The organism is Devosia psychrophila, assembly GCF_000971275.1.
GTDB classification, from domain to species: Bacteria; Pseudomonadota; Alphaproteobacteria; order Rhizobiales; family Devosiaceae; genus Devosia; species Devosia psychrophila.
In genome coordinates this window covers 1-22,431 of the sequence record NZ_LAPV01000235.1, presented here as the reverse complement: position 1 = coordinate 22,431, position 22,431 = coordinate 1, and the positions used below count along the sequence as shown (strand labels likewise).

General features: G+C 61.4%; 27 protein-coding genes, 1 tRNA gene and 2 pseudogenes. 11 read left to right on the top strand and 19 right to left on the bottom strand.

Annotated features, from left to right (window positions below; all coding sequences use genetic code 11):
* Positions 1-37: 37 nt before the first annotated feature.
* On the bottom strand, positions 38-715 hold the full coding sequence (locus WH91_RS21450; RefSeq protein WP_046173050.1) for an outer membrane protein: 678 nt from the start codon (positions 713-715) through the stop codon (positions 38-40).
* Between the two features lie 108 nt (positions 716-823).
* Positions 824-1,723, bottom strand: a complete 900-nt coding sequence (argB, locus tag WH91_RS21445; protein WP_046173084.1) for an acetylglutamate kinase — start codon at positions 1,721-1,723, stop codon at positions 824-826.
* 189 nt (positions 1,724-1,912) lie between these two features.
* Here argB and WH91_RS21440 point away from each other — a divergent pair, with 189 nt between their 5' ends.
* The 4 genes from WH91_RS21440 to msrB all read left to right on the top strand — a co-directional run bounded on the left by WH91_RS21440 (position 1,913) and on the right by msrB (position 4,697).
* Positions 1,913-2,467 carry a sigma-70 family RNA polymerase sigma factor gene (locus WH91_RS21440; RefSeq protein ID WP_046173049.1) on the top strand — a complete coding sequence of 185 codons (555 nt, stop codon included), beginning with the start codon at positions 1,913-1,915 and terminating at the stop codon, positions 2,465-2,467.
* Positions 2,464-3,183, top strand: a complete 720-nt coding sequence (locus WH91_RS21435) for an anti-sigma factor (protein WP_046173048.1) — start codon at positions 2,464-2,466, stop codon at positions 3,181-3,183. The genes WH91_RS21440 and WH91_RS21435 overlap by 4 nt, the downstream gene beginning before the upstream one ends.
* A gap of 239 nt (positions 3,184-3,422) precedes the next feature.
* Positions 3,423-3,986, top strand: coding sequence for a fasciclin domain-containing protein (locus tag WH91_RS21430; RefSeq protein ID WP_046173047.1), 564 nt, complete (start codon positions 3,423-3,425; stop codon positions 3,984-3,986).
* Positions 3,987-4,199: 213 nt separating this feature from the next.
* Positions 4,200-4,697, top strand: coding sequence for a peptide-methionine (R)-S-oxide reductase MsrB (gene msrB, locus WH91_RS21425; RefSeq protein WP_046173046.1), 498 nt, complete (start codon positions 4,200-4,202; stop codon positions 4,695-4,697).
* Here the strand turns inward: msrB and WH91_RS21420 are convergent.
* Positions 4,663-5,472 carry a carbon-nitrogen hydrolase family protein gene (locus WH91_RS21420; protein ID WP_046173045.1) on the bottom strand — a complete coding sequence of 270 codons (810 nt, stop codon included), beginning with the start codon at positions 5,470-5,472 and terminating at the stop codon, positions 4,663-4,665. The genes msrB and WH91_RS21420 overlap by 35 nt on opposite strands.
* Before the next feature lie 81 nt (positions 5,473-5,553).
* On the opposite strand from WH91_RS21420, the gene WH91_RS21415 reads away from it, so the two are divergent.
* Positions 5,554-6,261 (top strand): glutamine amidotransferase-related protein, encoded by a 708-nt coding sequence (locus WH91_RS21415; protein ID WP_046173044.1) that lies wholly within the window; start codon positions 5,554-5,556, stop codon positions 6,259-6,261.
* 42 nt (positions 6,262-6,303) lie between these two features.
* On the top strand, positions 6,304-6,651 hold the full coding sequence (locus WH91_RS21410) for a DUF1801 domain-containing protein (protein ID WP_046173043.1): 348 nt from the start codon (positions 6,304-6,306) through the stop codon (positions 6,649-6,651).
* 8 nt (positions 6,652-6,659) lie between these two features.
* On the opposite strand, the gene yihA is transcribed toward WH91_RS21410, so the two are convergent.
* The 4 genes from yihA to rpmH all read right to left on the bottom strand — a co-directional run bounded on the left by yihA (position 6,660) and on the right by rpmH (position 9,788).
* A complete protein-coding gene (gene yihA, locus WH91_RS21405; protein ID WP_046173042.1) occupies positions 6,660-7,328 on the bottom strand; it encodes a ribosome biogenesis GTP-binding protein YihA/YsxC in 669 nt (222 codons plus the stop codon).
* 74 nt (positions 7,329-7,402) lie between these two features.
* The gene (yidC, locus tag WH91_RS21400) at positions 7,403-9,238 is read right to left on the bottom strand and encodes a membrane protein insertase YidC (protein ID WP_046173041.1); all 1,836 of its coding nucleotides are present in this window, start codon (positions 9,236-9,238) and stop codon (positions 7,403-7,405) included.
* Positions 9,238-9,639, bottom strand: coding sequence for a ribonuclease P protein component (rnpA, locus tag WH91_RS21395; protein WP_046173040.1), 402 nt, complete (start codon positions 9,637-9,639; stop codon positions 9,238-9,240). Before rnpA ends, yidC begins: the two co-directional genes overlap by 1 nt.
* A gap of 14 nt (positions 9,640-9,653) precedes the next feature.
* Positions 9,654-9,788: a 50S ribosomal protein L34 gene (gene rpmH / locus WH91_RS21390; RefSeq protein WP_046173039.1), complete on the bottom strand. Its 135-nt coding sequence runs from the start codon at positions 9,786-9,788 to the stop codon at positions 9,654-9,656.
* A gap of 243 nt (positions 9,789-10,031) precedes the next feature.
* Here rpmH and WH91_RS21385 point away from each other — a divergent pair, with 243 nt between their 5' ends.
* The 3 genes from WH91_RS21385 (at position 10,032) to WH91_RS21375 (ending at position 13,190) form a co-directional block, all read left to right on the top strand.
* A complete protein-coding gene (locus WH91_RS21385; protein ID WP_046173038.1) occupies positions 10,032-11,435 on the top strand; it encodes an FAD-dependent oxidoreductase in 1,404 nt (467 codons plus the stop codon).
* 52 nt (positions 11,436-11,487) lie between these two features.
* Positions 11,488-12,918: a sensor histidine kinase gene (locus WH91_RS21380; protein ID WP_046173037.1), complete on the top strand. Its 1,431-nt coding sequence runs from the start codon at positions 11,488-11,490 to the stop codon at positions 12,916-12,918.
* Positions 12,919-13,113: 195 nt separating this feature from the next.
* Positions 13,114-13,190 (top strand) — tRNA-Arg (locus WH91_RS21375).
* A gap of 1 nt (position 13,191) precedes the next feature.
* Here WH91_RS21375 and WH91_RS21370 read toward each other — a convergent pair.
* The 12 genes from WH91_RS21370 to WH91_RS21330 form a co-directional block, all read right to left on the bottom strand.
* Complete coding sequence (locus tag WH91_RS21370) at positions 13,192-14,286, bottom strand: tyrosine-type recombinase/integrase (protein WP_046173036.1); 1,095 nt, start codon at positions 14,284-14,286, stop codon at positions 13,192-13,194.
* Complete coding sequence (locus tag WH91_RS21365; protein ID WP_046173035.1) at positions 14,273-14,554, bottom strand: MerR family transcriptional regulator; 282 nt, start codon at positions 14,552-14,554, stop codon at positions 14,273-14,275. The genes WH91_RS21370 and WH91_RS21365 overlap by 14 nt, the downstream gene beginning before the upstream one ends.
* A 436-nt stretch (positions 14,555-14,990) precedes the next feature.
* Positions 14,991-15,272, bottom strand: a complete 282-nt coding sequence (locus tag WH91_RS25675; RefSeq protein WP_425285359.1) for a DUF427 domain-containing protein — start codon at positions 15,270-15,272, stop codon at positions 14,991-14,993.
* A complete protein-coding gene (locus tag WH91_RS26285) occupies positions 15,193-15,399 on the bottom strand; it encodes a DUF427 domain-containing protein (protein ID WP_199533567.1) in 207 nt (68 codons plus the stop codon). The genes WH91_RS25675 and WH91_RS26285 overlap by 80 nt, the downstream gene beginning before the upstream one ends.
* Positions 15,400-15,456: 57 nt before the next feature.
* Complete coding sequence (gene ubiG, locus WH91_RS21355; RefSeq protein WP_046173033.1) at positions 15,457-16,173, bottom strand: bifunctional 2-polyprenyl-6-hydroxyphenol methylase/3-demethylubiquinol 3-O-methyltransferase UbiG; 717 nt, start codon at positions 16,171-16,173, stop codon at positions 15,457-15,459.
* A complete protein-coding gene (locus WH91_RS21350) occupies positions 16,163-16,987 on the bottom strand; it encodes a methyltransferase family protein (RefSeq protein ID WP_046173032.1) in 825 nt (274 codons plus the stop codon). Before WH91_RS21350 ends, ubiG begins: the two co-directional genes overlap by 11 nt.
* Positions 16,984-18,201, bottom strand: coding sequence for an FAD-binding domain-containing protein (locus WH91_RS21345; RefSeq protein WP_046173083.1), 1,218 nt, complete (start codon positions 18,199-18,201; stop codon positions 16,984-16,986). Before WH91_RS21345 ends, WH91_RS21350 begins: the two co-directional genes overlap by 4 nt.
* A gap of 324 nt (positions 18,202-18,525) precedes the next feature.
* Entirely contained in the window at positions 18,526-18,864 is a 339-nt protein-coding gene (locus WH91_RS25030) for a phytoene desaturase family protein (protein ID WP_199533566.1), read from the bottom strand.
* Complete coding sequence (locus WH91_RS25025; protein WP_052953036.1) at positions 18,861-19,367, bottom strand: phytoene desaturase family protein; 507 nt, start codon at positions 19,365-19,367, stop codon at positions 18,861-18,863. The genes WH91_RS25030 and WH91_RS25025 overlap by 4 nt, the downstream gene beginning before the upstream one ends.
* Positions 19,361-19,576 (bottom strand): NAD(P)-binding protein, encoded by a 216-nt coding sequence (locus tag WH91_RS25020; protein ID WP_052953035.1) that lies wholly within the window; start codon positions 19,574-19,576, stop codon positions 19,361-19,363. The genes WH91_RS25025 and WH91_RS25020 overlap by 7 nt, the downstream gene beginning before the upstream one ends.
* 18 nt (positions 19,577-19,594) lie before the next feature.
* Positions 19,595-20,326, bottom strand: a complete 732-nt coding sequence (locus WH91_RS21335) for a polyprenyl synthetase family protein (RefSeq protein ID WP_074797682.1) — start codon at positions 20,324-20,326, stop codon at positions 19,595-19,597.
* Positions 20,327-20,532: 206 nt separating this feature from the next.
* Positions 20,533-21,294, bottom strand: a complete 762-nt coding sequence (locus tag WH91_RS21330) for a bacteriorhodopsin-like (protein WP_046173031.1) — start codon at positions 21,292-21,294, stop codon at positions 20,533-20,535.
* A 95-nt stretch (positions 21,295-21,389) separates the two neighbouring features.
* On the opposite strand from WH91_RS21330, the pseudogene WH91_RS21325 reads away from it, so the two are divergent.
* Positions 21,390-21,758 (top strand): annotated as a pseudogene (locus WH91_RS21325) (transposase); the annotation flags it as partial.
* 76 nt (positions 21,759-21,834) lie between these two features.
* Positions 21,835-22,431 (top strand): annotated as a pseudogene (locus tag WH91_RS24470) (IS3 family transposase); the annotation flags it as partial.

The window sequence follows — 22,431 nt, the reverse complement described above, 5'->3', positions numbered from 1 at the left end:
CCCTCGGGGCGGCCTTTTAATTCATATTCGGTAGGTCCTAGAACTTCCAGGCAAGGCCCGCGCGGATAACCGCATTGCTCGGCTCGCTGGTGCGGCCCGCTGGGCCCGGCACGGTGTTGACGCCATAATGCGTCCATGTCGCGTTAAGGCGCGCCATGATATTCTGGGTGACCATCATGTCGACACCCAGCCCGAGCTGGAAGCCGCCGGCTGTGAACTCGGAACCGCCGCCCAGACCTGGCGACAGGTCAAACCGGCCCCACGAATAGCCCACGGTACCATAGGCCAGAACGTTGTTGGCGATGGGATAGCCCAGCGTCGCGCGGACTGCGGTGTCCCACTTGAGCGCGCCGTAGTTGAGGCCGTTATATTCGAACTGGGTCGCAACATTGTTCAGCTCGGCATCCACGCCCAGCACGAACCAGTCACTGAGCTGCATGCGATAACCGGCAAACACACCAGCGCTGCCGCCGATATCGCCTAGCAACTGTTCCTTTGCGGGAGGAGCAGCGACGACGGTATTTGTCTCGTGGCTCTTCATGCCGATCAGGCTGCCCTGCGCACCGATATAGAACCCGTCCCAGGCCGAATAGGCAGGCTGATAGGACTGGTTCGTAATCACCGGTGCAATCAGCTGCTGCGCGTTTGCGCCGACGACGGGCGCTCCGACAGCTACTGCGATCAGCGCTGCGGCCAGCTTGATCTTGAAACCCATGAAACTATCCCCAAAACTGAACTGGCTAAAATTTGCCACGTTTTGTTAAGGTGAGCCTATGACCAATGGGCCACACACCCGCCAAAACGTATTGCGAGCTCGCCATGGTTAGCGAACGATGAGCGTACCGGCGCCGAACTCTGTGAAAAGCTCGACCAAAACCACATGCGGCATCTTGCCGTTGAGGATCACCACGCCCTCGACGCCATTCTCCAGCGCCTCAAGGCAAGTCTCCACCTTGGGAATCATGCCGCCCGAAATCGTACCATCGGCGATCAGCTCCTTGGCTTCGCGCACGCTGAGCTCGGAGATCAGCTTGCCGTCGCGGTCAAGTACGCCCGGCACGTCGGTCAGGAACAGCAGGCGCTTGGCGCCCAGCGAGCCGGCAATCGCACCAGCAAAGGTATCGGCATTGATATTGTAGGTGTTGCCGTCGCGCCCGGGTGCCACCGGAGCGATGACGGGAATCATTTCCGAGCGCGCCAGCAGGTCGAGCAGCGTGCGATCGACTTCCACCGGCTCGCCGACAAAGCCCAAATCCAGCACCCGCTCGATATTGGAGGTCGGGTCCTTGACGGTCTTTACGGCCTTCTTGGCAAACACCATGTTGCCGTCCTTGCCGCACAATCCGATGGCCCATTCGCCTTCGGCATTGATCAGCGCGACGATTTCCTTGTTGATCGAGCCGGCCAGAACCATCTCGACCACTTCCATCGTACGCGCATCGGTGACGCGCAGCCCGCCCTCGAACTTGGATTCGATGCCCAGTTTGGCCAGCATCGAGGCAATCTGCGGCCCGCCGCCATGCACCACGATCGGGTTGACCTTGCTCTGCTTGAGCAAGGCGATATCCCGCGCAAAGGCCTGGCCGAGCTTGGCATCGCCCATGGCATGGCCGCCGTATTTCACCACGACGGTCTTGCCCTCATAGCGCTGCATGTAGGGCAGGGCCTGTGCGAGGATGCCGGCGTCATGACTGAAGCGGTCGTTCGAAGTCTGATCGGTCATGGACGGACCCATTCTGTTAGCAAGGCGGCATAAAAGATCGGAACGGGTCTAGAGCATCAATGCAGAAAGGAAAAGACAGTTCTGCCGCAAATGCCAATTGATCCAAAACCCTTTTTAGGGCGTTGTAGCCACGCCAGACATCGCGCCGGGCAAGGGCGAGACAGGCAATATGGGAGGCACGCTACCGATATGGCCACGCAGAACACCCCCACGCAGGATATTGCGGATCTGATCGCACGCTGTGCATTGCGAGATCGTGATGCATTCCGCACCCTATATGAGCGGACCAGCGCGAAACTCTTCGGGGTGACGCTGCGTATCTTGAAGGACCGATCAGAAGCCGAAGAGGCAGTTCAGGAAGTCTATGTGAAGGTTTGGCAGCGTGCCGACCGTTACGTCGCCGGCAATACCAGCCCAATAAGCTGGCTCGTTGCAGTCGCACGTAATCATTCACTCGATATTCTGAGGGCCCGACGTCCGCCTTCCGCCGATATCGATGTGGCTCTCGAAGTGCCTGACGCTGCTCCCTCTCCCGAGCGGGCAGCCCAGAACAACGAGGAAAGAGGCCAGATTGAGAAGTGCCTGGGCACGCTTGAAAGTGATCGTGCCGATGCGGTGCGCGGCGCCTACCTCGATGGCTATAGCTACGAGGAACTGGCTAGCCGCTACGCCGTGCCCCTCAACACGATGAGGACCTGGCTACGCCGGAGCCTCATCAAACTGAAAGAGTGTTTGACAGCATGACCACGAGCGATGACATCTCCGGAGATTTCGAGGGACGCAATGCCCTTGTGGCCGAGTATGTGCTCGGCCTGCTTTCATCCAGCCAACATGCCCGCATCGGCAATCTGATCGACAATGACCAGAACTTGCGCGCCGATCGCGACTTTTGGATTTCGCGTTTCGCTTCACTGAATGACGAATTTTCCGAAGCCCAGGTTCCTGGCCATATCTACCCGGCAGTTGCTGCGCGGGTCTTTGGCGAGCAAGGGCGCGCCTCTAAATCCTCGTCATTCTGGGAAAGCCTCATGGTCTGGCGCGGTATCGCTGCGGGAGCCGTGGCTATTGCAGTCGCGGCAGTTGGTTTCAACTTGGCTCAACCCGGCCCCGACATCGGCGCCCTGACTACGCAATTGGTTGCGGCTCTTGAAGAAGAGGGGAGCGACGTCAAGTTTGTCGCGCTGTACGACGGTAGCGGCAACGTTCGGTTGACCGCGCTGTCGGGGGCCGCTGTTCCGGATAAGGACTTCGAGCTTTGGGCGATCCAGGGTGGCAACAGCCCGATTTCGATGGGTGTCATTCCCGTTAACGAGCGCAGCTCAGTCGTTGTGTCGCCAGATGTGATGTCCGGTCTGGGCGATGGATCGGTGCTGGCAATCACCCTTGAGCCTAAGGGCGGCTCGCCGACCGGTAATCCCACTGGTCCCGTCGTGGCAAAGGGTGCCGTTACGGAAATATAGCGGTTTTGGATCACTGAATAAATTTGTGATTTCAGGTAGTAATAATGACATATCGCAGGCCATCACTGGTCTGCGATTTTTCGTTTAAGTCCTTGCATTGTAAGGTGAAAAGTAGCGTCGCCCACGGGCGAGAATTTTACTTTTGCTAAAATATCAAAAACTGAAACTTTGCCTGAAACCGCCCGTTCCTCTCCATGTCCCAGCCGAACAATGGGAACGAAACACAGGAAGGAACTACCATGAATTTCCGTACCCTCACGCTTGCTGCCATGCTTTCGGTTTCCGCTCTTTCGGGCGCTGCTTTCGCCCAGGAAAATCCGATGGTCGGTGGCGCTGCCATGTCCGCTGAAAAGAACATCATCGAGAACGCCGTGAACTCTGCTGACCACACCACCCTGGTCGCTGCAGTCAAGGCTGCCGGCCTTGTCGAGACCCTGTCCGGCCCTGGCCCGTTCACCGTTCTGGCCCCAACGAACGAGGCGTTCGACGCACTGCCCGCTGGCACCGTCGACACGCTGCTGAAGCCAGAAAACAAGGAAATGCTGTCGACCATCCTGGCTTGCCATGTGATTCCGGCCAAGGCCCTCTCCACCGACATCGTCGGCATGGTTGAAGCCGATGGCGGCGAGCATGTTGTTGACACCGTGGGCGGCTGCAAGCTGACCCTCAAGGCTGTTGACGGCAAGGTCACCGTGACCGACGAAAACGGCACCGTTGCCAATGTGACCATCGCCGACGTGATCCAGTCCAATGGCGTGATCCACGTCATCGACGCCGTCCTGACCCCCAAGTCGGCAATGTAATAAGACCGGTCCTTCGGGATCGGCGATGTAACCAAAGGCGATGCCACTTCGAATGGCGTCCATAGAGAGGGTGCCCGCCCCCGGCGCCCTCTCAAAACAACTCGACGAGCCAATACCTTGCCCTAGGATTTATATTGGCCGTCACTTCCCCCGCGCCGCCGCCCGCAACCTCCGCGGACCGGGGCGCGGGGTTACTTCTGGAAGGGAAGAGAAATGGCAATCGATCGTCGCAACGTGCTCCTAGGTGGTTCAGCCATCGCCGTGCTTTCCGCTTTTGCCCTGCTGCGCCCCATGAGCGGCCCGGCCGAGGCTGCCGAAGGCGATTTCCCCTTCAAGCTGACCGACGCCGAATGGAAAGCCAAGCTCTCGCCCGAGGCCTACGACGTGCTGCGCAACGAGGGCACCGAGCGCGCCTTCACCTCGCCGCTCAACGATGAGCATGCTGCTGGCACCTTCGTCTGCGCCGGCTGTGACCGGCCCCTGTTTGCCTCCGAGACCAAGTTCGACAGCGGCACCGGCTGGCCGAGCTTCTATACCTTCATCGAAGGCGGCATCGGCGATTCCGTCGACGATAGCCTCTTCATGAGCCGCACCGAAGTCCATTGCTCCAACTGCGGCGGTCATCAGGGCCACGTCTTCGAAGACGGCCCGCAGCCAACCGGCCTGCGCTACTGCATCAATGGCGTATCGCTGAAGTTCGTGGCGGCTTAGGCCCGTCGCGATAAATCTGGCCTTGGCGCGCTAACCGTCGCCAAGGCCTTGCTTTGTTCAGCGCTATATCAAATGCTGGATCGACCCGATCCAATTCGGCTACTGCGATATCGACTCCGTCGCCGCAGCGCGCCAGCCAGTTCCCATCCGGTCCTATAATCCCTGACGCAGGATCGGCGTGGTTGGATGCGGTAGCGACTGCCAGCCAAAAGCAGTTCGTTGCGGCATGACTGCGCAGCAGAACATCCCCTATCGCACCCATTCCATAAGTCGCGTGCAGCACGCAATCCACGTCCTGCGCTTCATAAGCAGCAAAGAGTTCGGGAAACGACGTCTCAATGCAAATGGTCATGCCGAAGCGATAATTGCCGAGCTCGAATTCCACCGGCTCGAACCCCGGCGAGTACCAGTCCGTGATTTCCGTATTTGACAGGAAGCGCTTGTGGTATCGAAGCCCTGTTGGGATCACCTCAAGACTGTTGTATGGCCGTTTACCCGGTAGTTCAGTTGCCGTGCCCACGTCGGCCACGATTCCAAGTTTTTTGGCTAGGGTAGCGATGTCGTGCCGCTGCTGCTTCAACTCCGCCCAATCGACCTGTGCCCAATCAGTAATCTGCGATTTAACGTAGCCGGAAAGCGCACCCTCACCGAACAAGGCCAGTTGCGCGCCCCGCGCCCCGGCCTGTTCCAGCAAGTCCCGGATATGCGAGCCATTGGCGGCAATATCCGGCTGTACGAGGCTCTGCACCACTGCAATGCGTATTGTGTTGGGCATCGTCCCTCCTGAAGCGGTTGATTCCATTGCCGACATTGTCGATATGTCTCGTCGTCCGTGTCCAGCCCGAATGATCCGCCGATGAAACTCACCATCATCCAGACCGGCGATGTGCCGGCACCGCTGCGGGGCCGATTTGGGCCATACCGCCGCATGTTCGAGACCATGTTCGATGCGACCGGGCAGGGCTTTACCTACGACATGATCCCGGTCTCCGATGGCGCGCCGCTGCCCGATCCGGCCAGCCTCGAGGGCATCGTCATCACAGGTTCGGCCGCCGGGGTTTACGACGACCATGCTTGGCTCAATCCCCTGCGCGCTTTCATCCGCGATGCCTATGGCAAGCGCACCCCGATGCTCGGCGTTTGTTTCGGCCATCAAATCATGGGCGATGCGCTGGGCGGCGATGTGCGCAAATCCGAAAAGGGCTGGGGCCTCGGGCGCCACAATTACAAAGTCAAATCGCGGCCCGATTTCATGCCCAGCGGTCCGCCTGCATTGGCGGTGGCCTGCTCGCACCAAGACCAGGTTATCACCCGGCCCAAGGACGCCGACGTGATCCTTGCCTCGGATTTTACGCCAAATGCAGGCCTCGTCTACCGCAATGGCGCGGCGCTGAGTTTCCAGCCGCATCCCGAATTTGCCGACGATTACACGCTGGCATTGGCCGAGTTGCGCCGCGGCTCGGCGCCGGATAATCTGGTGGATAGGGCCGTGGCCTCCGTTGCCACGCCTTCAAATAGCGGCGACGTTGCCGGATATATCGGGCAGTTCTTCAAGAGGCGCTGACATTGCTGTGGCGGAAAAGCTGGCTGCGGTCGACAGGATGACCTGCAGCACGGACGCAAAGCGGAGGTCGAGGCATTGCGCCGGCTGGTTCTCGATGCGGTCCCAGAACTGAACGAGCGCATCAAGTGGAATGCGCCGAGCTTCGGCAAGGGCGACGATGACCGCATCACCATGCGTCTGCATCCCGGAGACGGGCCGCAACTGATCCTGCATCGCGGCGCAAAGTCAGCTGCCGACGGCCTGTTCCGCTTCGAAGAGCCGGACCAGTTGATCACCTGGGCCGCGCCAGACCGTGGCGTCGTCACCTTTAAGGACGCGGATGACCTGTCGGCCAAGTCCGCCGCGCTACCTGACATCTTGCGCCGCTGGGTGGCCTGCACCACCCGCTAGTCCGGCAATCAGTCCTGCTTGGGTGTAACGCCTGCGCTCTCGAGCAGCATGGCGATCTCGGTCCGCAGTTCCTTGAGGCCTTCGCCCTTGACCGACGAGGTCAGGATGACATGCGGATGCGCGGCGGGGCGCTTAAGGATCGCCGCCTTTGTCGCCGCGATAACCTTGACCAGCTCTTCTGCACTCGGCTTGTCCGACTTGGTCAGCACCACTTGGTAGCTGACCGCAGCCTTGTCGAGCTCGTTCATCACCGTCAGGTCGTTGTCCTTGGGCCCATGGCGGCCATCGACAAGCACATAGACCCGGCGCAGCGTGGCGCGGCCGGTCAGATAGCGATGCACCAGCTTGGTCCACTGCCTAACCTTATCTTCGGGTGCGCGGGCATAGCCGTAGCCGGGCATATCGACGACGCGAAGCTGCTCGCTCTGGCTCTCGAAGATATTGAGCTCCTGCGTGCGTCCGGGCGTGTTCGACGTGCGGGCCAGCCCCGAGGTGCCGCACAGCGCATTGATCAGGCTCGACTTGCCAACATTGGAGCGCCCGGCGAACGAGATCTCGACTTTATCCATCGGTGGCAGGTCGGCAATGCTGACGCAGCCCTTGATGAACAGAAATGGCCGCGCGAACAGCAGCCGGCCACGCTCGATCATGTCGGTAGGATAGTCGATGTCGCTCATGGTCTGCTCACTTTAAACAAGAAGCCCGCCGGGGATCTCCGGCGGGCAGTATCATTTCTGATCGGGTCTGGCGATCAGGGCTTGGCCGGCTCGTCCGCCTTGGACTTGCGCTTGAAGGTGTCGAGGATATTGCCGAGCAGGTTCACTTCGGCGCCATGGCGCTTCATGATGAACCACTGCTGGGTGACCGACAGGGTATTGTTCCATGCCCAGTAGATCACGAGGCCCGCCGGGAATGTGCCCAGCATGAAGGTGAAGATGATCGGCATGTAGTTGAAGATCATCGCCTGGGTCGGATCCGGTGGCGGCGGATTGAGCTTCATCTGGACCCACATGGTGATGCCCATGATCACCGGCCAGATGCCGAGATGCAGGAACGAACCGAAGAACGGCACCATGGTCGGATCCCAAGGGATCAGGCCGAACAGCGTGAAGATATTGGTGGGATCGGGTGCAGCCAGATCCTGGATCCAGCCAAAGAACGGCGCATGGCGCATGTCGAGGCTGATGAAAATGACGGTGTAGAGCGAGAAGAACACCGGGATCTGGATCAGGACCGGCCAGCACCCGCTGAGCGGATTGATCTTTTCCCGCTTGTACAGCTCCATCATCGCCTGCTGCTGGGCAGGGCGATCTTCCTTCAGACGTTCCTGGATCGACTTCATCTCGGGCTGTACGCGACGCATCGCAGCCATCGAGGCATACGAGCGGCTGGCCAGCGGGAAGAAGATCGCCTTGACGATAACCGTCACGGCCAGCACGGCGACGCCGAAGTTGCCGATGATGCCGTTGAGGAAGGTCAACAGGTAATACATCGGCTTGGTGAGGAAGTGCAGCCAACCCCAGTCGATCAGCAGTTCGAGCCGGTCGAAGCCATATTCGGTCTGGTAGGCCGAGATGACGGCTTCTTCCTTGGCGCCGGCAAACAGGTAGCTCTCGCGCTCTGCGGTGGCGCCAGCGGCGATCACTACCGGCGTCGTTTCGACATAACTGGTCTGGTAGTCGTCATAACCGGCCGAATTGGACCAGTTGAAGCGCGCATTGAGCGTGGTGCCGGGCGGCGGCAGCACGGCAGTGGCCCAGTACTTGTCCGAGAAGCCGAGCCAGCCCGTGGTGTTCTCGTAATCGGCCCGCAGATCCTTCTGCAGGTCGGTATATTTCTTCGAGATCAGGTTGTTGCTGCCCAGCACGCCATGCGGGCCTTCATGCTGGATGAAGAAGTTGGCGACCTTGGGCGTATTATGACGGGTCACGCGCGCATAAGGATACAGCGCGACGTCGCCGCCAGACTGGTTGTCGATGCTCTGGCTGACGGTGAACAGGTAGTGCTCATCGACCGAAATGGTGCGGCGGAAAATCAGCCCGGCGCCATTGTCCCAAACCAGCGTCACCGGCGTCTCGGCGGTCAGCGTGGTGTTGGCGCCATCGACGGCCCAGACGGTCTGGGCGTTCGGCGTGACGATGGTATTGCCCGATACCGGCAGCCAGCCTTCTTCGGCGAAATAGGCATTGGGCAGGCCCGATGGAGTCAGCAGCGTAATGATCGGCGACGTGTCCGACGTGGTCTCGCGGTACTGCTTGAGGCGCAGGTCATCGAGCAGCGCGCCGGTCAGATTGATCGAACCCGACAGGTCTTCGGTGTCGATGCTGACGCGCTGGGTCGCGGCAAGCGCCGCATCACGGCTCTCGAACGTCGCAGTGCCGGTTGCAGCCACCGGCGCTCCCGCTACTGCTGCGCCGGGGGTGCCCGGCGTTGCGAGGCCCGGATTGGCGGCAACCTGCTGCTGGGCGGCAATCTCGGCCTGCTGCTGTGCCCGTTGCATCTGCGGCCCGGCAACGAAGAACTGCCAGCCGAACAGCACTGCCATGCTGAGCACGATGGCCAGGATTATGTTGCGATTGTTTTCCATTATCTCGGTTTCCGTGGGCCGCGGCCGGAAGATGAGCGCTCGTCGGGGGACCTGGGTTTGTGTACGCGCACGATCAGCGCGCCCAGATCGTCAACCAGCTTCGTAAAGGGTTCTGTCAGCGCTTCACGCCGACCGACCAGCACATAGTCATGGTGGGGCACAAAGTCACGCGCACATGCTGTCACAGCCGCGCGAAGACGACGTTTTATGCGATTGCGCTCGGGAGAATTGCCGGTCTTTTTGGTGACGGTGAAACCGACACCGGGTGGCGCTTCTTCAGCGGCAATCACCTGCAGCCCAAACGCAGAGCGCCCGGCGCGATTGCCCCGGGCAGCCCGTTGAAACTGGCTTCGTTTGATCAGCCGACGCAGCGCGTCAGGCGTCTGCTCTATGGCCGTCATCCGGCCACAGGGCCTTACGCCGTGAGCTTGTTGCGACCGTCGCGGCGACGCTTGTTGATGATCGCGCGGCCGTCCTTGGTGGCCATACGGGCACGGAAACCGTGGCGACGGGCACGCACGAGCTGGGACGGCTGATAAGTACGCTTCATGACATCAAACCGCGCCGGGCACGGTTCCTCTAGTTTGGCTCTGCACAAGCAGGAAATTTCAGACACACATGAAGCGGCTAGCGCCCACGGTGCGGGTTGGTGGCGTCTATAGGGAAAACTCGGGCTCAAGTCAACGCGGCAGCAGCCACTTCCTTGCCTGCTGTCCCCCGTTGTTTTCAAGGCCATATCCGCTCATAAGTCCAGCAGCATTCGAACTGGCCGTTGGCGGTAATGGCGGATTTATTGAAACCTGACCTTTGCGTCATCGGCGCCGGCGCTCTTGGCACGGCCCTCGCCACCATGGCCCGGCAACACGGCCTCAACGTCGTCCTGCTCCGGCGCCCCAATGATGAGGCTAACGATCCAACGGCTGGCAGCCTGCGCCGCGGGGCCTTCAGCGCCAGCGCCGAGCGGGCACAGGCGTTGCGCACCGCTGGCAGCCTTGGCCTCAACAATGCCGAACCCAAGCCCAATTTCCGCACCATCGGCGAACGCGCCGATGCCATCGCCGATGCCGTGGCACTGCGCGATACCGACGACCGTCTCACAGCGCTGGGGATCACGGTTCTCTCCGGCGATGCGGCCTTCCTCGACCGCAACACTTTGCGCTGCGGCGAGCAGACCATCCGTCCGCGCCAATTCGTGCTGGCCACCGGCTCCCGGCCGATGATTCCTGCGTTGCCAGGGCTCGATCATGTCAACTATTTTACGCCCGACAGTATCGGCGATAACCTGCGCAAGCTCAGCCATCTGGTGGTCATCGGTGGCGATCCGTCGGCGTTCGAGTTGGCCCAGGCCTATCGCCGGCTTGGCGCCATGGTCACGCTGGTGCCACAGGATGGGCTGCTGCCGGGGTTCGATGCCGAACTGGTTGCCGTCCTGCTGCGCGATCTGCGCGAAGAAGGGCTGGTCATTCTCGACGATGCCGAGGTGACCGCCATCCACAAGCGCAGCCAGGGCACCGGAATTATGCTCAGGCACGGCGACGGCGAAGACAATCTCGACGTCTCCCACATTCTCGTCGCCATGGGACGGCTGCCCGATTTCGACGGCGGGTGGCTCGACGCAGCCCAACTCCGACCCAACCGCCTCCGCGCCGACCAACTGCTACTCGGCCCCGACGGCCAGACCTCGAATGGCCGGATAACCGCCATTGGTGGTGCCGCCGGCACGGACGCGCCCCATGTTGCCCTGCGCCAGGCCAACCTGTTGCTCGACCGTCTGACCGGCCGCGGCAATGGCCGGCTCGATCCCGCCCTCGTGCCCCGCCTGGTCCAGACCCAGCCCCCTTTGGTCCAGCTTGGCCCGCTTTCAGCCGAACTCCGCCCTGGTCAGCTCGTGCTGCGCAGCAACCTCGCCGAGAACGACGCGGCGCGGGCTCACAGCCTGCCGCAAGGCGCCGCCAAGCTGGTCGTCGATAGCAAGGGAACCATTAGCGCAGCCGGCATTGTCGGTCATGGGGCCGGCGAGATTGCCGGCGTGCTGGCACTGGCTTTGTCGAATGGGCTCAGGCTCGGCGAGTTGGCACACCTGGCCCTGCCGCAACCGAGCGCCGCCGCCGCACTGATCGATCTGGCCGATCAGTTCCAGGTGCAGCACCAGCCGCCCGCCGGCTGGAAGGCGCGGCTGCCGCGCCTCTCGCGCTGATCTAGCGTCGAGGGGCTTCCGTGCGCGCCCGGTTTCCCTATAATGATTTGCAATGACAGCCGAACGCAGCGTACTGCCCGGCCGGTTTTCCGGCCTCTCGATCAAGCTCATCGCCACTATCATGGCGGTGATACTTCTGGTCGAGATTGTGGTCTATCTGCCCTCCCTCGCCAATTACCGTGCCAGCTGGCTCGATGACCGCCTGCGTGTCGGCGTGGTGGCGGCGCGCGTGCTCGACGCCGTCCCCGACGTCATGGCCCTGCCGCGTAACCTCACCGATCGCCTGCTGACCTCGGCCGGGGCCAATGCCATCGTCTATCGCCGCGAGGGCCAGAGCCAGCTGATCGAACTCGCCGATCCGGTCACGCCGGATGTCGTGGTCACCGCCGACATGCGGCAGCGCGATCTGATGACGCTGATCGCCGGGGCACTCGATACCCTGTTTGCCGGTCCCGGCCGCACCCTGCGCATCGTGGGGGAGGGGGATGTTGATCAAAGCCTCGTCGAGCTATTGATGCCCGAGCGGCCACTGCGTCAGGAAATGCTCTCCTATTCACGCCAGATCGGCTTTATTTCGCTGACCATTGCCGCTATCACCGCAGTGGCGCTGTATCTGCTGGCCAGCTACCTGTTCATCTATCCCGTCCGTCGCCTCACCCAGAACATCTTGGCCTTCCGTCAGGCGCCGGAAAACGCCAGCCTGGTCATTGTTCCCTCCAAGCGCCGCGACGAAATCGGTATCGTCGAGCGCGAGCTGGCCGCCATGGAATCCGACCTTTTCTCCATGCTGCGCCAGCGCCGCCATCTCGCCGACCTGGGCCTAGCCGTCGCCAAGATCAATCATGACCTGCGCAACACCCTGACCTCGGCGCAATTGCTGTCCGACCAGGTGGCGACGCTCGACGATCCCAAGGTGCAACGTCTCGCCCCGCGCCTAGTCACCACGCTCGACAAGGCCATCGGCTTTGCCCAGTCGGTGCTCGACTACGGCCGCGAGACCAGCGCCCTGCCGGTCCTGGCTCCGGTCGTGCTGCGCACTCTGATCGATGATGCGGCCTTCGATGCACGGCTGGTCGGTCACCCCAATGTGGTCTTCACCAATGGCGTACCCGAGAACCTTGTGCTGACGCTCGATGCCGGCCAACTCGGCCGGGTCTTCCTCAATCTGCTCAAGAACGCCCGCGAAGCCCTCGAGGCCTCCGGCGCAAATATCGAGCATCCCGAGGTTTCGGTCAGCGCCAGCGAAGATGCCGAAAACATCACCATCACCGTGTCCGACAACGGCCCCGGCCTGCCGCCCCGCGCGCGCGACAAACTTTTCGTCGCCTTCGAAGGCTCGGCGCGGGCAGGGGGCACTGGCCTGGGTCTGGCCATTGCCCGTGAAATTACCGAGGCCCACGGCGGCAAGCTGGTGTTCATCGACCAGCCCCACGGCACGCGTTTCGATCTCATCCTGCCCGTGAGCCTGCGCGTCACAAGCTAGCCGGTGCTGGTTTCTCCAACCCAATGCAGGCCCTAAGTCCTTGTTGGGCCGCGTCTCCCTGTGCAAAACCGGCAGCCGCCGAAAAACTGTCATCTGTCCGCTTGCCAAGCCCGGATCGCCCATGTATGGGTTGCGCCGCTTCAGGACGTTGAGCGTTTCGCCTCCGCCCTGAACCGCCGATCACATCGGCAGTGCGCGCCCTTAGCTCAGCTGGATAGAGCACCAGACTACGAATCTGGGGGTCAGGAGTTCGAATCTCTTAGGGCGCGCCATTTATTTAAACAACTTAGCTGTTGTCTTGCCTTCGCCGCGGTCCGTGGTTTGCAGCCGGTTTGCAAAATCTGTGCTGCTTGCGTTCTCGAACTTCTCGATAGCGGCTGTTGCCAGCGTCGCCGTGCGGGCCAGATAGCGTTCAATAATGCCGTGCACCGACTTTAACGTGTGGCCGGTGATCGAGGCAATCTCTGGAACGCTACAGCCGGCCTCGGCGAGCATTGTTACAGCCGTCCCCCGGAGATCATGAAAGTGCAATTCGGTGATGCCAGCGGCCTTGCTGGCTTCCTCCCACTGGCGCTTAAAATAACGTGCCGCCCACGGCCGGCCGGTCTTGGTGCTGAGGATGACCATAGCGGACCTTTCCATGCCGTCCAGCATGCGCGAAAGGGCCTGGGTGCAGGGCACGGTGACACGCTGCGCGCCCTTCCTCTGTCGCAAGCTGATCCTGCTGCCATCATAGTTGGTCCAGACCAGCTTCAGAAGGTCGCCCTGCCGCTGACCAGTGTGAAGGGCTAGGATGAGCGCCCTCTGCATCTCGCGTGGGGCAACCTTCATGAAGGCCTCGATGTGTTCCGGAAGCCAGAGCTTCTCGGACCGATCGACCTTGTGAAGACGCTTGAACCCCGACACTTGGTTGCTGAACACCTGTCCGTTGTCGATACCCCATGACAGCATCGCAGAGACCACGCTGAGCCGATTGTCCGCCTCGCGTTCGCCCGAACTTATTGCGATGTCCGCGCGCCACTTTAGAAAGTCGCTACGCACCCTCGGATCTTCTAGAACTGCCAGCGGCATGGTGCCGAACTGGATTTCTACCTTGGTTAGCATGCGCCGATATTCCTTCTGCGTGCTCTCAGCGCGCTTCGCGAACTCGGGCGACAGAGTATAGTCACGGATCAAGCCGACGATTGTCCCCTTGCGTTTTTGCACCTGTGTCTGTTCCGCGTCCGCGTAATCCCGCACGAACTCGGGCGACCCAAGCGAACCCTTAAGACGCCGGCCGGTAGCCCGATGATAGTAATAGAGGACCACCGTCCCGCCTGCGAGCGTCTTGCGGACGGTGTTGACGCCCTTGAGGTTAGCCCTGACCACGAGCGCTGCTCCAAGCTTCGTAGGCACTGGGCGCGACCTCGTTAGAATCAGCGGTGCCACTCATGTCGTCAAGGACCGTGTTGAGTGCTGCTTTGTCCCAGCGGCGGACACAACCTAGGTTCGCCAGCGGCATCGGCATATCGCCGTTGTCGACCAGTTTTTTGAAGTGTCCGGGACTGACGCCGACATAGCTGGCGGCTTCCTCGCGGTTGAAAACGCGACGCTCGTGGACGGGCAGCGCATGGATAAGGCCGGCAGTGAGGTGCATTTGGCAGATTTCTCCATCTTACACTTCATATTATAGCGGCGGGGTCGACGGAGTGCAGAAGATCGAGTTTTCGCTTGCTAGGCGTCAGAGCCTGTTCCACCTCCGCCCTTGAGATCGCCCAGCGTTCGTCGATTGTAGATGCGGCTATCAAAGCCAGGCTGATGCTCTGCAATTTATGCCCCCAAAGGTATGCCCAGAGCCACTCAATGTGACGGACCCACACTCATCACAGAGGGTCGCGAGAGCATGCATCACGACTTCGGCAGCGTCGCTGGGAAGAAGGCTCCAGAAGGGCGCTGGCGGCGCTTAGGGGTATTGATGTGACCCAAAAGCTGCCCGATATCATGAAGGCTGGTGGAGGCCCCTCGCAGGGACTCCGGAGGCGACTTGCCTCCACAGACCAGGACAAGCATGCCGCTCTCCCTGAGACGGCATGCTAGCGGGTCGAAGAGGCGTCGCTGTCTACGATGACGAAGGTGTCGACATCCAGGGTCAACAGCACTTCGATGGCATCAATAGCAAGTGCGATTTTGATCGCGTTCCTTCCCGGAATTAGGGACCGCATCTGGCGTGCGATGTTCCTCAAACTGCGAATGAGCTTCCCCAGGCTTTCATAGGCCCAGGCGGCGCGAGGGGTCTTAGCAGACCCCGCCATCACGTCGAAATCGCGTGCGACACCCTTCCATTCGCAAAAGCTGCTGCCTTGCACCGGGCGCAGTGTGGCGTGGATATCTTAGGGCGGCAGGGTAATAGGTTGGCGCGTGGTGGGTTTCCAACACCCGCAGGCCGCGGCTGGTGTCAGCCACGATCACACCACCAAGCCGGATGGTGATCCGTTGGGGCACCGGTTCCAACGCAAGGGGCGCGTGGGTAGGATTGCACGTTTTCGCGCGGCACGTCGGTCATGCAACGGACCCCGCGTCAACGGGCTTCCGCGCAATCCCCATGTAGAGGATGGAAGTCAGCGGCAGGGGGCCGAAGGTCAGGTCAAGGCGTCGGTTGATCCCGCGCGGGCCAAGGCCTGTCGTCGCACCCGGCACCAGCCCCGCGAGCTGCATCGCCGCGCGCAGTTCGGCGGGCTTGATGAACATGGCCGGATCATGCGTGCCGCGCGGAAGCAGGCGCAAAATATCTTCGGCGATGGTGATGGTGGCCAGCCGTGCCAGCGGATTGCGGTTGATTGTGTCGAACAGGAACATCCCGCCCGGCCGCAGGGTGCGTGCAACTTCGGACAGGACCTTGGGCAGGTCGGACACATGCTCCAGCACATCGACGCACACTACGGCATCGAAACTGGCGGAGTCGTAGGGCAGGGCCTCACCCACGCCCACGTCGTAGCCGATCCGCAGGCCACCCTCGCGGGCATGGGCGCGCGCGGCGTCTATCGCGTCGGTGGCCGGGTCGATCCCCGTCACCCGCGCGCCGCGCAACGCTAGCGCCTCGGCCATGAAGCCCCCGGCGCAGCCCAGATCCAGCACCGCCTTGCCCTGCCAGTCGATCTGGCCGTCGAACCACTTGAGGCGCCCCGGAACAAGGTTCTTCAGCGTGCGGACCCAGCGGATATCGTCCGACCACCAGCGGTCGGCCACCTTGTCATAGATTGTCAGGTCATTGCGCATCGGGGCGGTCCTTGGCTTGGGTCAGGCGGGGCAGGACGTAGGGTACGTCGGCGCGGTATCGATCAAACCGGTCGCCATAGCGGGCGGCAAAGCGGCGTTCCTTCAGGCGCGGCGCAAGCAGGCAATAGACGGTGAAGCTGACGGCCAGCGCCAACTGGTCCGGCGTCCAGACTGGCACGGTCCACAGCGTCAGCGCAAAGGCCACATAGATCGGCTGGCGGATCAGGCGAAACAGCCCCTGCGTCGGCATGTCGGGGAACACCGGGCGAACGCGCGCCAGAAGCGACATCCAGCCAAGCGCACCCGACTGCACCTCGGCCCCGGCGTCAAAGGTGGCTTTCAGCAGGATCAGCCAGCTTGTGGCGTAGGCAGCCGTAACCGCCCAGAACACCGCCCCGTCCGCTCGCCACCAAACGATGCCCGACGGTGTCCACAGCGCAAACAGTGCCAGAAGCTGGGCCGAGGCAATAATGGCATAGGTGGTGGTGGCCAGTGTCTGCCCATGCGGGCCGGGGATAAGCCGGGCCAGCAGTCTTCCGCCGGGGCCGGTCAGCAACAGCGAATGGGCCAGCGGGAACTGCAAGATCAGTGCGGCATTGGTCAAAGCCGCCCAAGGCCATGGCACATTGCCAAAACTTTCGCTCAGGCCAAAGAACATCGCCACGATCATTGCCAGCACGCCCGCCGCAAAGAGGATGTGGCACAGCGCCCCGAGGCCAAGCGCAAGGGCGATGCGCGCCGTCCCGGCAGGCGGGTGCAGGGCGATGCGGATCAGGGTGACCAGCCGGGCGATGCGCGGGTCCGTCAGCGTCATGCGGGCAGCACCTGATCAAGGATGTGGGGGATGTTCTGCTTTACCCTGAAAAAACCTGCAGTAGCGTGGGGCCAGATCGCCGTGTCCCAGTCCCGCCGCCATTCGCAGAAGGAAATCCCCGCTTTGGCAAGGGAAGGGGCCGCCTCATCCAGCCAGTCGTGCAGCGGGCCGCGCGTGATGTATGGCGTTGCAATCTGCATAGCCCCGGCGCCTGTGGCCCACTTGGCCAGAGCGGCCGGGTCACTGGCGCGCATGACGGTTAAGGTGAAGCCCGACCGCAAGGCGGCATCGGCGAGCGCGCCGTCTTCGAACCGCTGCACCAGATCCGACACGGGGAGGGGAGAGCGCAAGTGGCTAACCGACAGCGTAGCAGTCGTGCGGATATCGAGGGCTGCAAGATCGAAATCCTCGACCCGGCAATCCTCATCCGTGATCAGCAGCGCGGTCGGGCGGCCCGGTTGCGGTGGCTTGAACGCGCGCAACGGCAGCACGGTCGGCAGGCCGTCAGGCTCGGTCGCCTCCAGCCCCTGCGTCACGTCGGCCAGATCGCCGTGGCGCGGCGTGAAGCGTCCGGCGGTGAAGGTGGCGATGTTCTGCGCGTCGGCGAGATAGGGCTTGCCCCGCGTGTGCAACCCCGCCACCCATCGCCAACCCAGCGTGTTCGATGCCGCGTCGCCATCCAGCAGATGCCGGTAAAAGAAATCCGCCCCCAGCCGCCACGGCAGCCCCAGCGTGAAGATCCAGATCGAGGCGAACCACATCCGCGCGTGGTTGTGCAGATAGCCGGTGTCCATCAGTTCGGTAGCCCAGGCATCGAAACAGGCAAGCCCGGTCTGACCGTTCATCGCGCGGTCCACATCGCGGCGCAGACGGCGGTCGCGGTCAAGGGCGGACAGATCACCCTCCAGCCCGGTGCGATAGCTGGCCCAGACCTGCGGGCGGCGTTCCAGCCAGCCTTTAAAATAGCCGCGCCAGATCACCTCTTGCACGAATTTCTCGGCATCCTCCGGCCCGTGTTCGGCAAGAGCGGCAGCAACGGCATCGGATTCCAGCACCAGCCTGCGCCGGATATAGGGCGACAGCACCGACACCGCTTTGTGCGCGCCGGGGCCATGGTCGGTGTTCCGGCCATTGGCATAGCGCCGCCCCATGCGGCGGGTGAAGGCGGCCAGGAGTTTCTCACCTTCGGCGCGGGTCGGGGTCCAGTCGGTCATCGGGTCCATCTTGCTTTGGTTGTAACGAGACGTGGTGTCCGCGCCGGGAATGTCAACGCGGCGGGATGTCCGCGCGGTAATAGAAATCGACCATCGGGCGCAGGGCAATGCGCGCCCGAAGTCTCGCCTCCGTCAGATACATGCCGCGGATTTTGCGGTGCAGGAACAGCGTGGCGGCTGGCGGGACATGGGCAAGCTCTGCCCATATCGCGCAGGCGCCCCAGCAGATCGCTGCGGCCGAAATCGAACGGGGTATCCTGCCGCAAGGGGCGGTCGGTTGCGGTCGGGCGGTGAAGGTAGAGCGAGAAATCCTCGGGTAACCTTTCATTCCTGAAAATCTCGGCGAGCCAATTCGCGGTGGCCGGTGCCAAACCAGATGGTGTGGTGCGCCACATCCGCCCATTGCCGCTGCGCGCCGAAGTACATCACGTACAGCCCCATCGAGGATGTCGCATGTTTGGCGCGGAACCGGGCAAGCGGCGAAGCCGTCTTTTGCGGCAGCATGTTGCGGCAAAGGCGGACCGGGTCAACATCGGTGACCACAATGTCAGACCGGATCACTTTTCCACCGGCCAGCCACACACCACGGGCACCGCCATTTTCCAGTTCAATCTGATCTACCGTTTCCCCGGCTCTGATCTCGATCCCTTCCTCAGTCATCAACGTTGACAGTGCATCCACCAGTGCCCGTGTGCCGCCCATCGCAAACCAGATGCATCACGTTGTTCTACATAGGTGATCAGTCCGTAGATGCCGGTGTTGGCATAGGGATTGCCGCCGACCAACAGGGGCTGCACCGAAAATGCCTGACGCAAGCGGTCATCGGCCAAATGCCGGCCGACCATCTTCCAAACGCTTTGATAGCTTTTCAGCCGCAGCAGATCGGGGATTTGCCCAATCATAAACCACAGGCTGTGAAAGGGCCGGTCTGACAGTTTCGTAAAGCCCACGTCATAAATCGTCTTGGAATGTGCGATCAACCTGCGAAACCCTGCCACATCGGCATAGTTGAACCGGGCTATTTCGGCTTCGGTCCGTTCCTGGGTCGGGCCATAATCTAGCGTCGCACCATCGGGAAAGTGAAAGCGATACCAAAGGTCTGGCGTCACCAGCGTCACATAGTCTGACATTTTCTTGGCAAAAAGCGAGAACAGCTCTTCTAACAAAAAGGGGCCGTGATGACTGTCGGCCCGGCATCATGGCGAAACTCGTCACGTTCGAACACCTGCGCCCGCCCGCCAAGCCGCGCACAGCGGTCGATGATGGTCACGTGATAGCCGCGTGCGCGAGGTCGCAAGGCTGCAGCCAACCCACCAAAGCCGCCACCCACAACAATCGTGGTCGTTGCTGACTTGGTTCGAAAATCGCGTGGCATTATTGATATCCATGCAGTTTATAGGTGATGCGTTGGGCAAGCTCTGACAGGATCGCGTCTGTCTCGCTTGGCAGATCGGCCGCTATGGCAAGCGCCCTCTGCCAGCCTGATGCGCGCCATCTGATCGGCGGCCATCTTTGCAGTTGCGCGGTCGCGACCGCCCGAAGTTTCCAGAACAACCACGATGTTCGTTGCGGCGCCACGAGCAGTGCGCGTTTCGGCTTCAAGGTCGGCCAGATCATCGGCAATCTGATAGGCGATCGAGAATGCACGAACGGCACGGACCGAAGTCGCCGCGAGGTCGGGCCGGTTGCAGTAACTAAGGACCAAAGCGAATGGCAGGCTTAGAAGTGGTCCGGATTTTGCGCCTGCCATCACCTGATAGGCTGCAAGCCGGTGAAAATCGGCGTGCGGTGGCAAGGCAGGAGACGCTTGCCCGTGAATGATTTGTGCGACTGCCGCGTGTGTCGGCGCGACCAAGCGCGGGATTGCAGCATTGTCTGTCACATCTGACAGCGCCCAATAAGCTTCCAAAAACAAAAGATCGCCCGCACACAGGGCGACATCATCGCCAAACAGGCTCCACACCGCTTGCTTGCCCCGGCGCAGATAATCGCGGTCCTGCAGATCATCGTGGATCAAAGATGCGGTGTGCAAGAGCTCGCAGCAGGTGGCCATAGTTAGGGCGGACGGCGCATCAACGCATAGGCAATCGGCTGCATGCAGCGCAATCTGGCTGCGAACCCGCAATCGGGGGTGCCAAGGTGGTTGCTAACAGCGTGGAACACGGGTGACCGTGGATCGCCGGAACATCTTTTGGCTTACTTTCGCAAGCCGTACCGTCATGTCGGGTTTGATGGGGGCATAATGCATGTCTGGGGGGGCGCTCTGACTTGATGGGCTGTGCGAAGAGTTCCGGTGGCGACGAAGCCGTCACCGGTCAGGCTTTCCAACGATCAGGCTGTTTGAGCGCGACCCATGTCCGCTTCAGACTTCCGCACCGCGATCAAAAAGATCAGCACGCCAAAGCCCGCTTTTGCGACCAGATCGGCGATGGTGTAGCCGACCTGCACCACGGTCAGCGCCGTTGTGCCTTCAAGCCCGACAGCACCCGCAAAGAACACCACCGGATAGAACGACCACGACAGAACGGTCACCCAGATTGCCGCTTTGACAAGTCCGCGCGCACTTTCGGGTTGCTGTGCGACAGACCGGCTGAGGCCGACAAACAGTTCATAGACAATCCACAGGAACGGGATCATCGACAGCCCACCCCACAGCCAACGTCCAGACGCGGCATCGGCAATCTCGCCGGGGTAACCCAGACCGACCATCAGAGCTGCAAGCAGACCCAGACGAATGGCCTTAGATGAGGTTTCCTTGCGGCTCAGACCCATGACAAGGATAAGTTCAACAAGCAACAACGGTACCGTCAGAAACCAGTCGACATAGCGGTAGGCATCGTTGAAGCCGATGGGTGACGCAGTGACGACGCCGTTTGCTGCGGTGTAAGCCTCTGCCCAGCTTTGCGAGATTCGCAGGTAGTGGTAAGCCGCAACAAATGTGACCAAGCCGGTCACTGTCATTGCGGTTTTGTACGCGTCCGACACTTGCGAGCGGCCGAACCAGAAAAACAGCGTCGCCGCCATCATCGCTGCAAAAGTGAACGAGAACACGTTATAAATAAGGTCATATTGACCGATAGAGATGGTTTCCACAGAACTTTCCTCATGTTAAGCGATCGACTTAAAAGAGTTGAGCAGTTTCAGCAGGTTGTGATTCAGTTCGGTTGTGAGACTGAACGGAGACCACGATGGCATGGACCGAAGCTGCCCGGCGCGAGTATGCGCGACGTGGGCGGCGCTATTCAAGTGACCTGAGCGACGATGAGTGGACACTGGTCCATCCGTTTCTACCATCAGCCCGGCCGACTGGGCGCTCCAGAACGACAGATTTGCGGGCGGTGGTGGACGCGGTTCTCTACATGGCCTCGAGCGGCTGCCAATGGTCGCTACTGCCCCAGGATTTTCCACCGCCATCGACAGTGCAGCGCTACTTCTATGACTGGCGTGACAGTGGCCTGCTCGCCACCATCAACCACCACCTGGTGATGGCCGTCCGCGAACTCGAAGGTCGCGAGGCGTGCCCCTCGGCCGGGGTGATCGACAGCCAGAGTGTGAAACAGCGCAGGGTTTGGACGTCGATCAGCATGATAAAAGAGACGATTTACGAAAGAATTTGAAGCCGAAGCTGTTCGTCTGGTGCAGACCAGTGGGCGCACGCAGCGCGAGGTGGCCGACGATCTGGGGATCGGGCTTTCGACGCTGGTGCGCTGGGTTGGTCGCAGTCGGGACCGTTTGATCGACGAGCCTGCCAAGCCCGGTTCAGAAGATGTATTGGCCGAGTTGAAGCGGCTTCGCCGGGAGAACGAAATTCTTCGGCAAGAACGCGAGATTCTCAAGCGCGCCGCCGCTTTTTCGCCAAGGAGGGAAGTCGATGAAGTTCTCGTTCATCGATGCGAAGAAGGCAGAGTTCCCCATCAACCGCATGTGCAAAGTGCTTGGCGTCAGCCCGAGCGGCTTCCATGCCTGGAAGGATCGACGCCTGGAAGGATCGACGCCTGGAAGGATCGACCGGCCTGTTCCAGGCAGCGTCAGGACATGGTTCTACTCGCCCATGTTCGATCGGCGTTCAAACTCTCGAATGGCACTTATGGGAGCCCGCGCACGACGCGGGAGTTGCAGGATGAGGCGCATGCCGTCGGGCGTCGCCGCACCGCCAGACTGATGCACGAGAATGGCTTGGTGGCGCGCCAGAAGCGCCGCTTCAAGCGCACCACCGACAGCGAGCATTCC

Bases quoted from the DNA above. Each gene is read 5' to 3' on its own strand.
- WH91_RS21430 (WP_046173047.1), top strand. From the start codon at position 3,423: ATGAATTTCCGTACCCTCACGCTTGCTGCCATGCTTTCGGTTTCCGCT.
- rnpA (WP_046173040.1), bottom strand. From the start codon at position 9,639: ATGACGGCCATAGAGCAGACGCCTGACGCGCTGCGTCGGCTGATCAAA.
- ubiG (WP_046173033.1), bottom strand. From the start codon at position 16,173: ATGCGCAATGACCTGACAATCTATGACAAGGTGGCCGACCGCTGGTGG.
- WH91_RS25020 (WP_052953035.1), bottom strand. From the start codon at position 19,576: ATGCCACGCGATTTTCGAACCAAGTCAGCAACGACCACGATTGTTGTG.
- WH91_RS21420 (WP_046173045.1), bottom strand. From the start codon at position 5,472: ATGCCCAACACAATACGCATTGCAGTGGTGCAGAGCCTCGTACAGCCG.
- WH91_RS21435 (WP_046173048.1), top strand. From the start codon at position 2,464: ATGACCACGAGCGATGACATCTCCGGAGATTTCGAGGGACGCAATGCC.
- WH91_RS21440 (WP_046173049.1), top strand. From the start codon at position 1,913: ATGGCCACGCAGAACACCCCCACGCAGGATATTGCGGATCTGATCGCA.
- yidC (WP_046173041.1), bottom strand. From the start codon at position 9,238: ATGGAAAACAATCGCAACATAATCCTGGCCATCGTGCTCAGCATGGCA.
- rpmH (WP_046173039.1), bottom strand. From the start codon at position 9,788: ATGAAGCGTACTTATCAGCCGTCCCAGCTCGTGCGTGCCCGTCGCCAC.
- WH91_RS21415 (WP_046173044.1), top strand. From the start codon at position 5,554: ATGAAACTCACCATCATCCAGACCGGCGATGTGCCGGCACCGCTGCGG.
- WH91_RS21345 (WP_046173083.1), bottom strand. From the start codon at position 18,201: ATGACCGACTGGACCCCGACCCGCGCCGAAGGTGAGAAACTCCTGGCC.
- msrB (WP_046173046.1), top strand. From the start codon at position 4,200: ATGGCAATCGATCGTCGCAACGTGCTCCTAGGTGGTTCAGCCATCGCC.
- WH91_RS21350 (WP_046173032.1), bottom strand. From the start codon at position 16,987: ATGACGCTGACGGACCCGCGCATCGCCCGGCTGGTCACCCTGATCCGC.
- WH91_RS21365 (WP_046173035.1), bottom strand. From the start codon at position 14,554: ATGCACCTCACTGCCGGCCTTATCCATGCGCTGCCCGTCCACGAGCGT.
- WH91_RS21450 (WP_046173050.1), bottom strand. From the start codon at position 715: ATGGGTTTCAAGATCAAGCTGGCCGCAGCGCTGATCGCAGTAGCTGTC.
- yihA (WP_046173042.1), bottom strand. From the start codon at position 7,328: ATGAGCGACATCGACTATCCTACCGACATGATCGAGCGTGGCCGGCTG.
- WH91_RS21380 (WP_046173037.1), top strand. From the start codon at position 11,488: ATGACAGCCGAACGCAGCGTACTGCCCGGCCGGTTTTCCGGCCTCTCG.
- argB (WP_046173084.1), bottom strand. From the start codon at position 1,723: ATGACCGATCAGACTTCGAACGACCGCTTCAGTCATGACGCCGGCATC.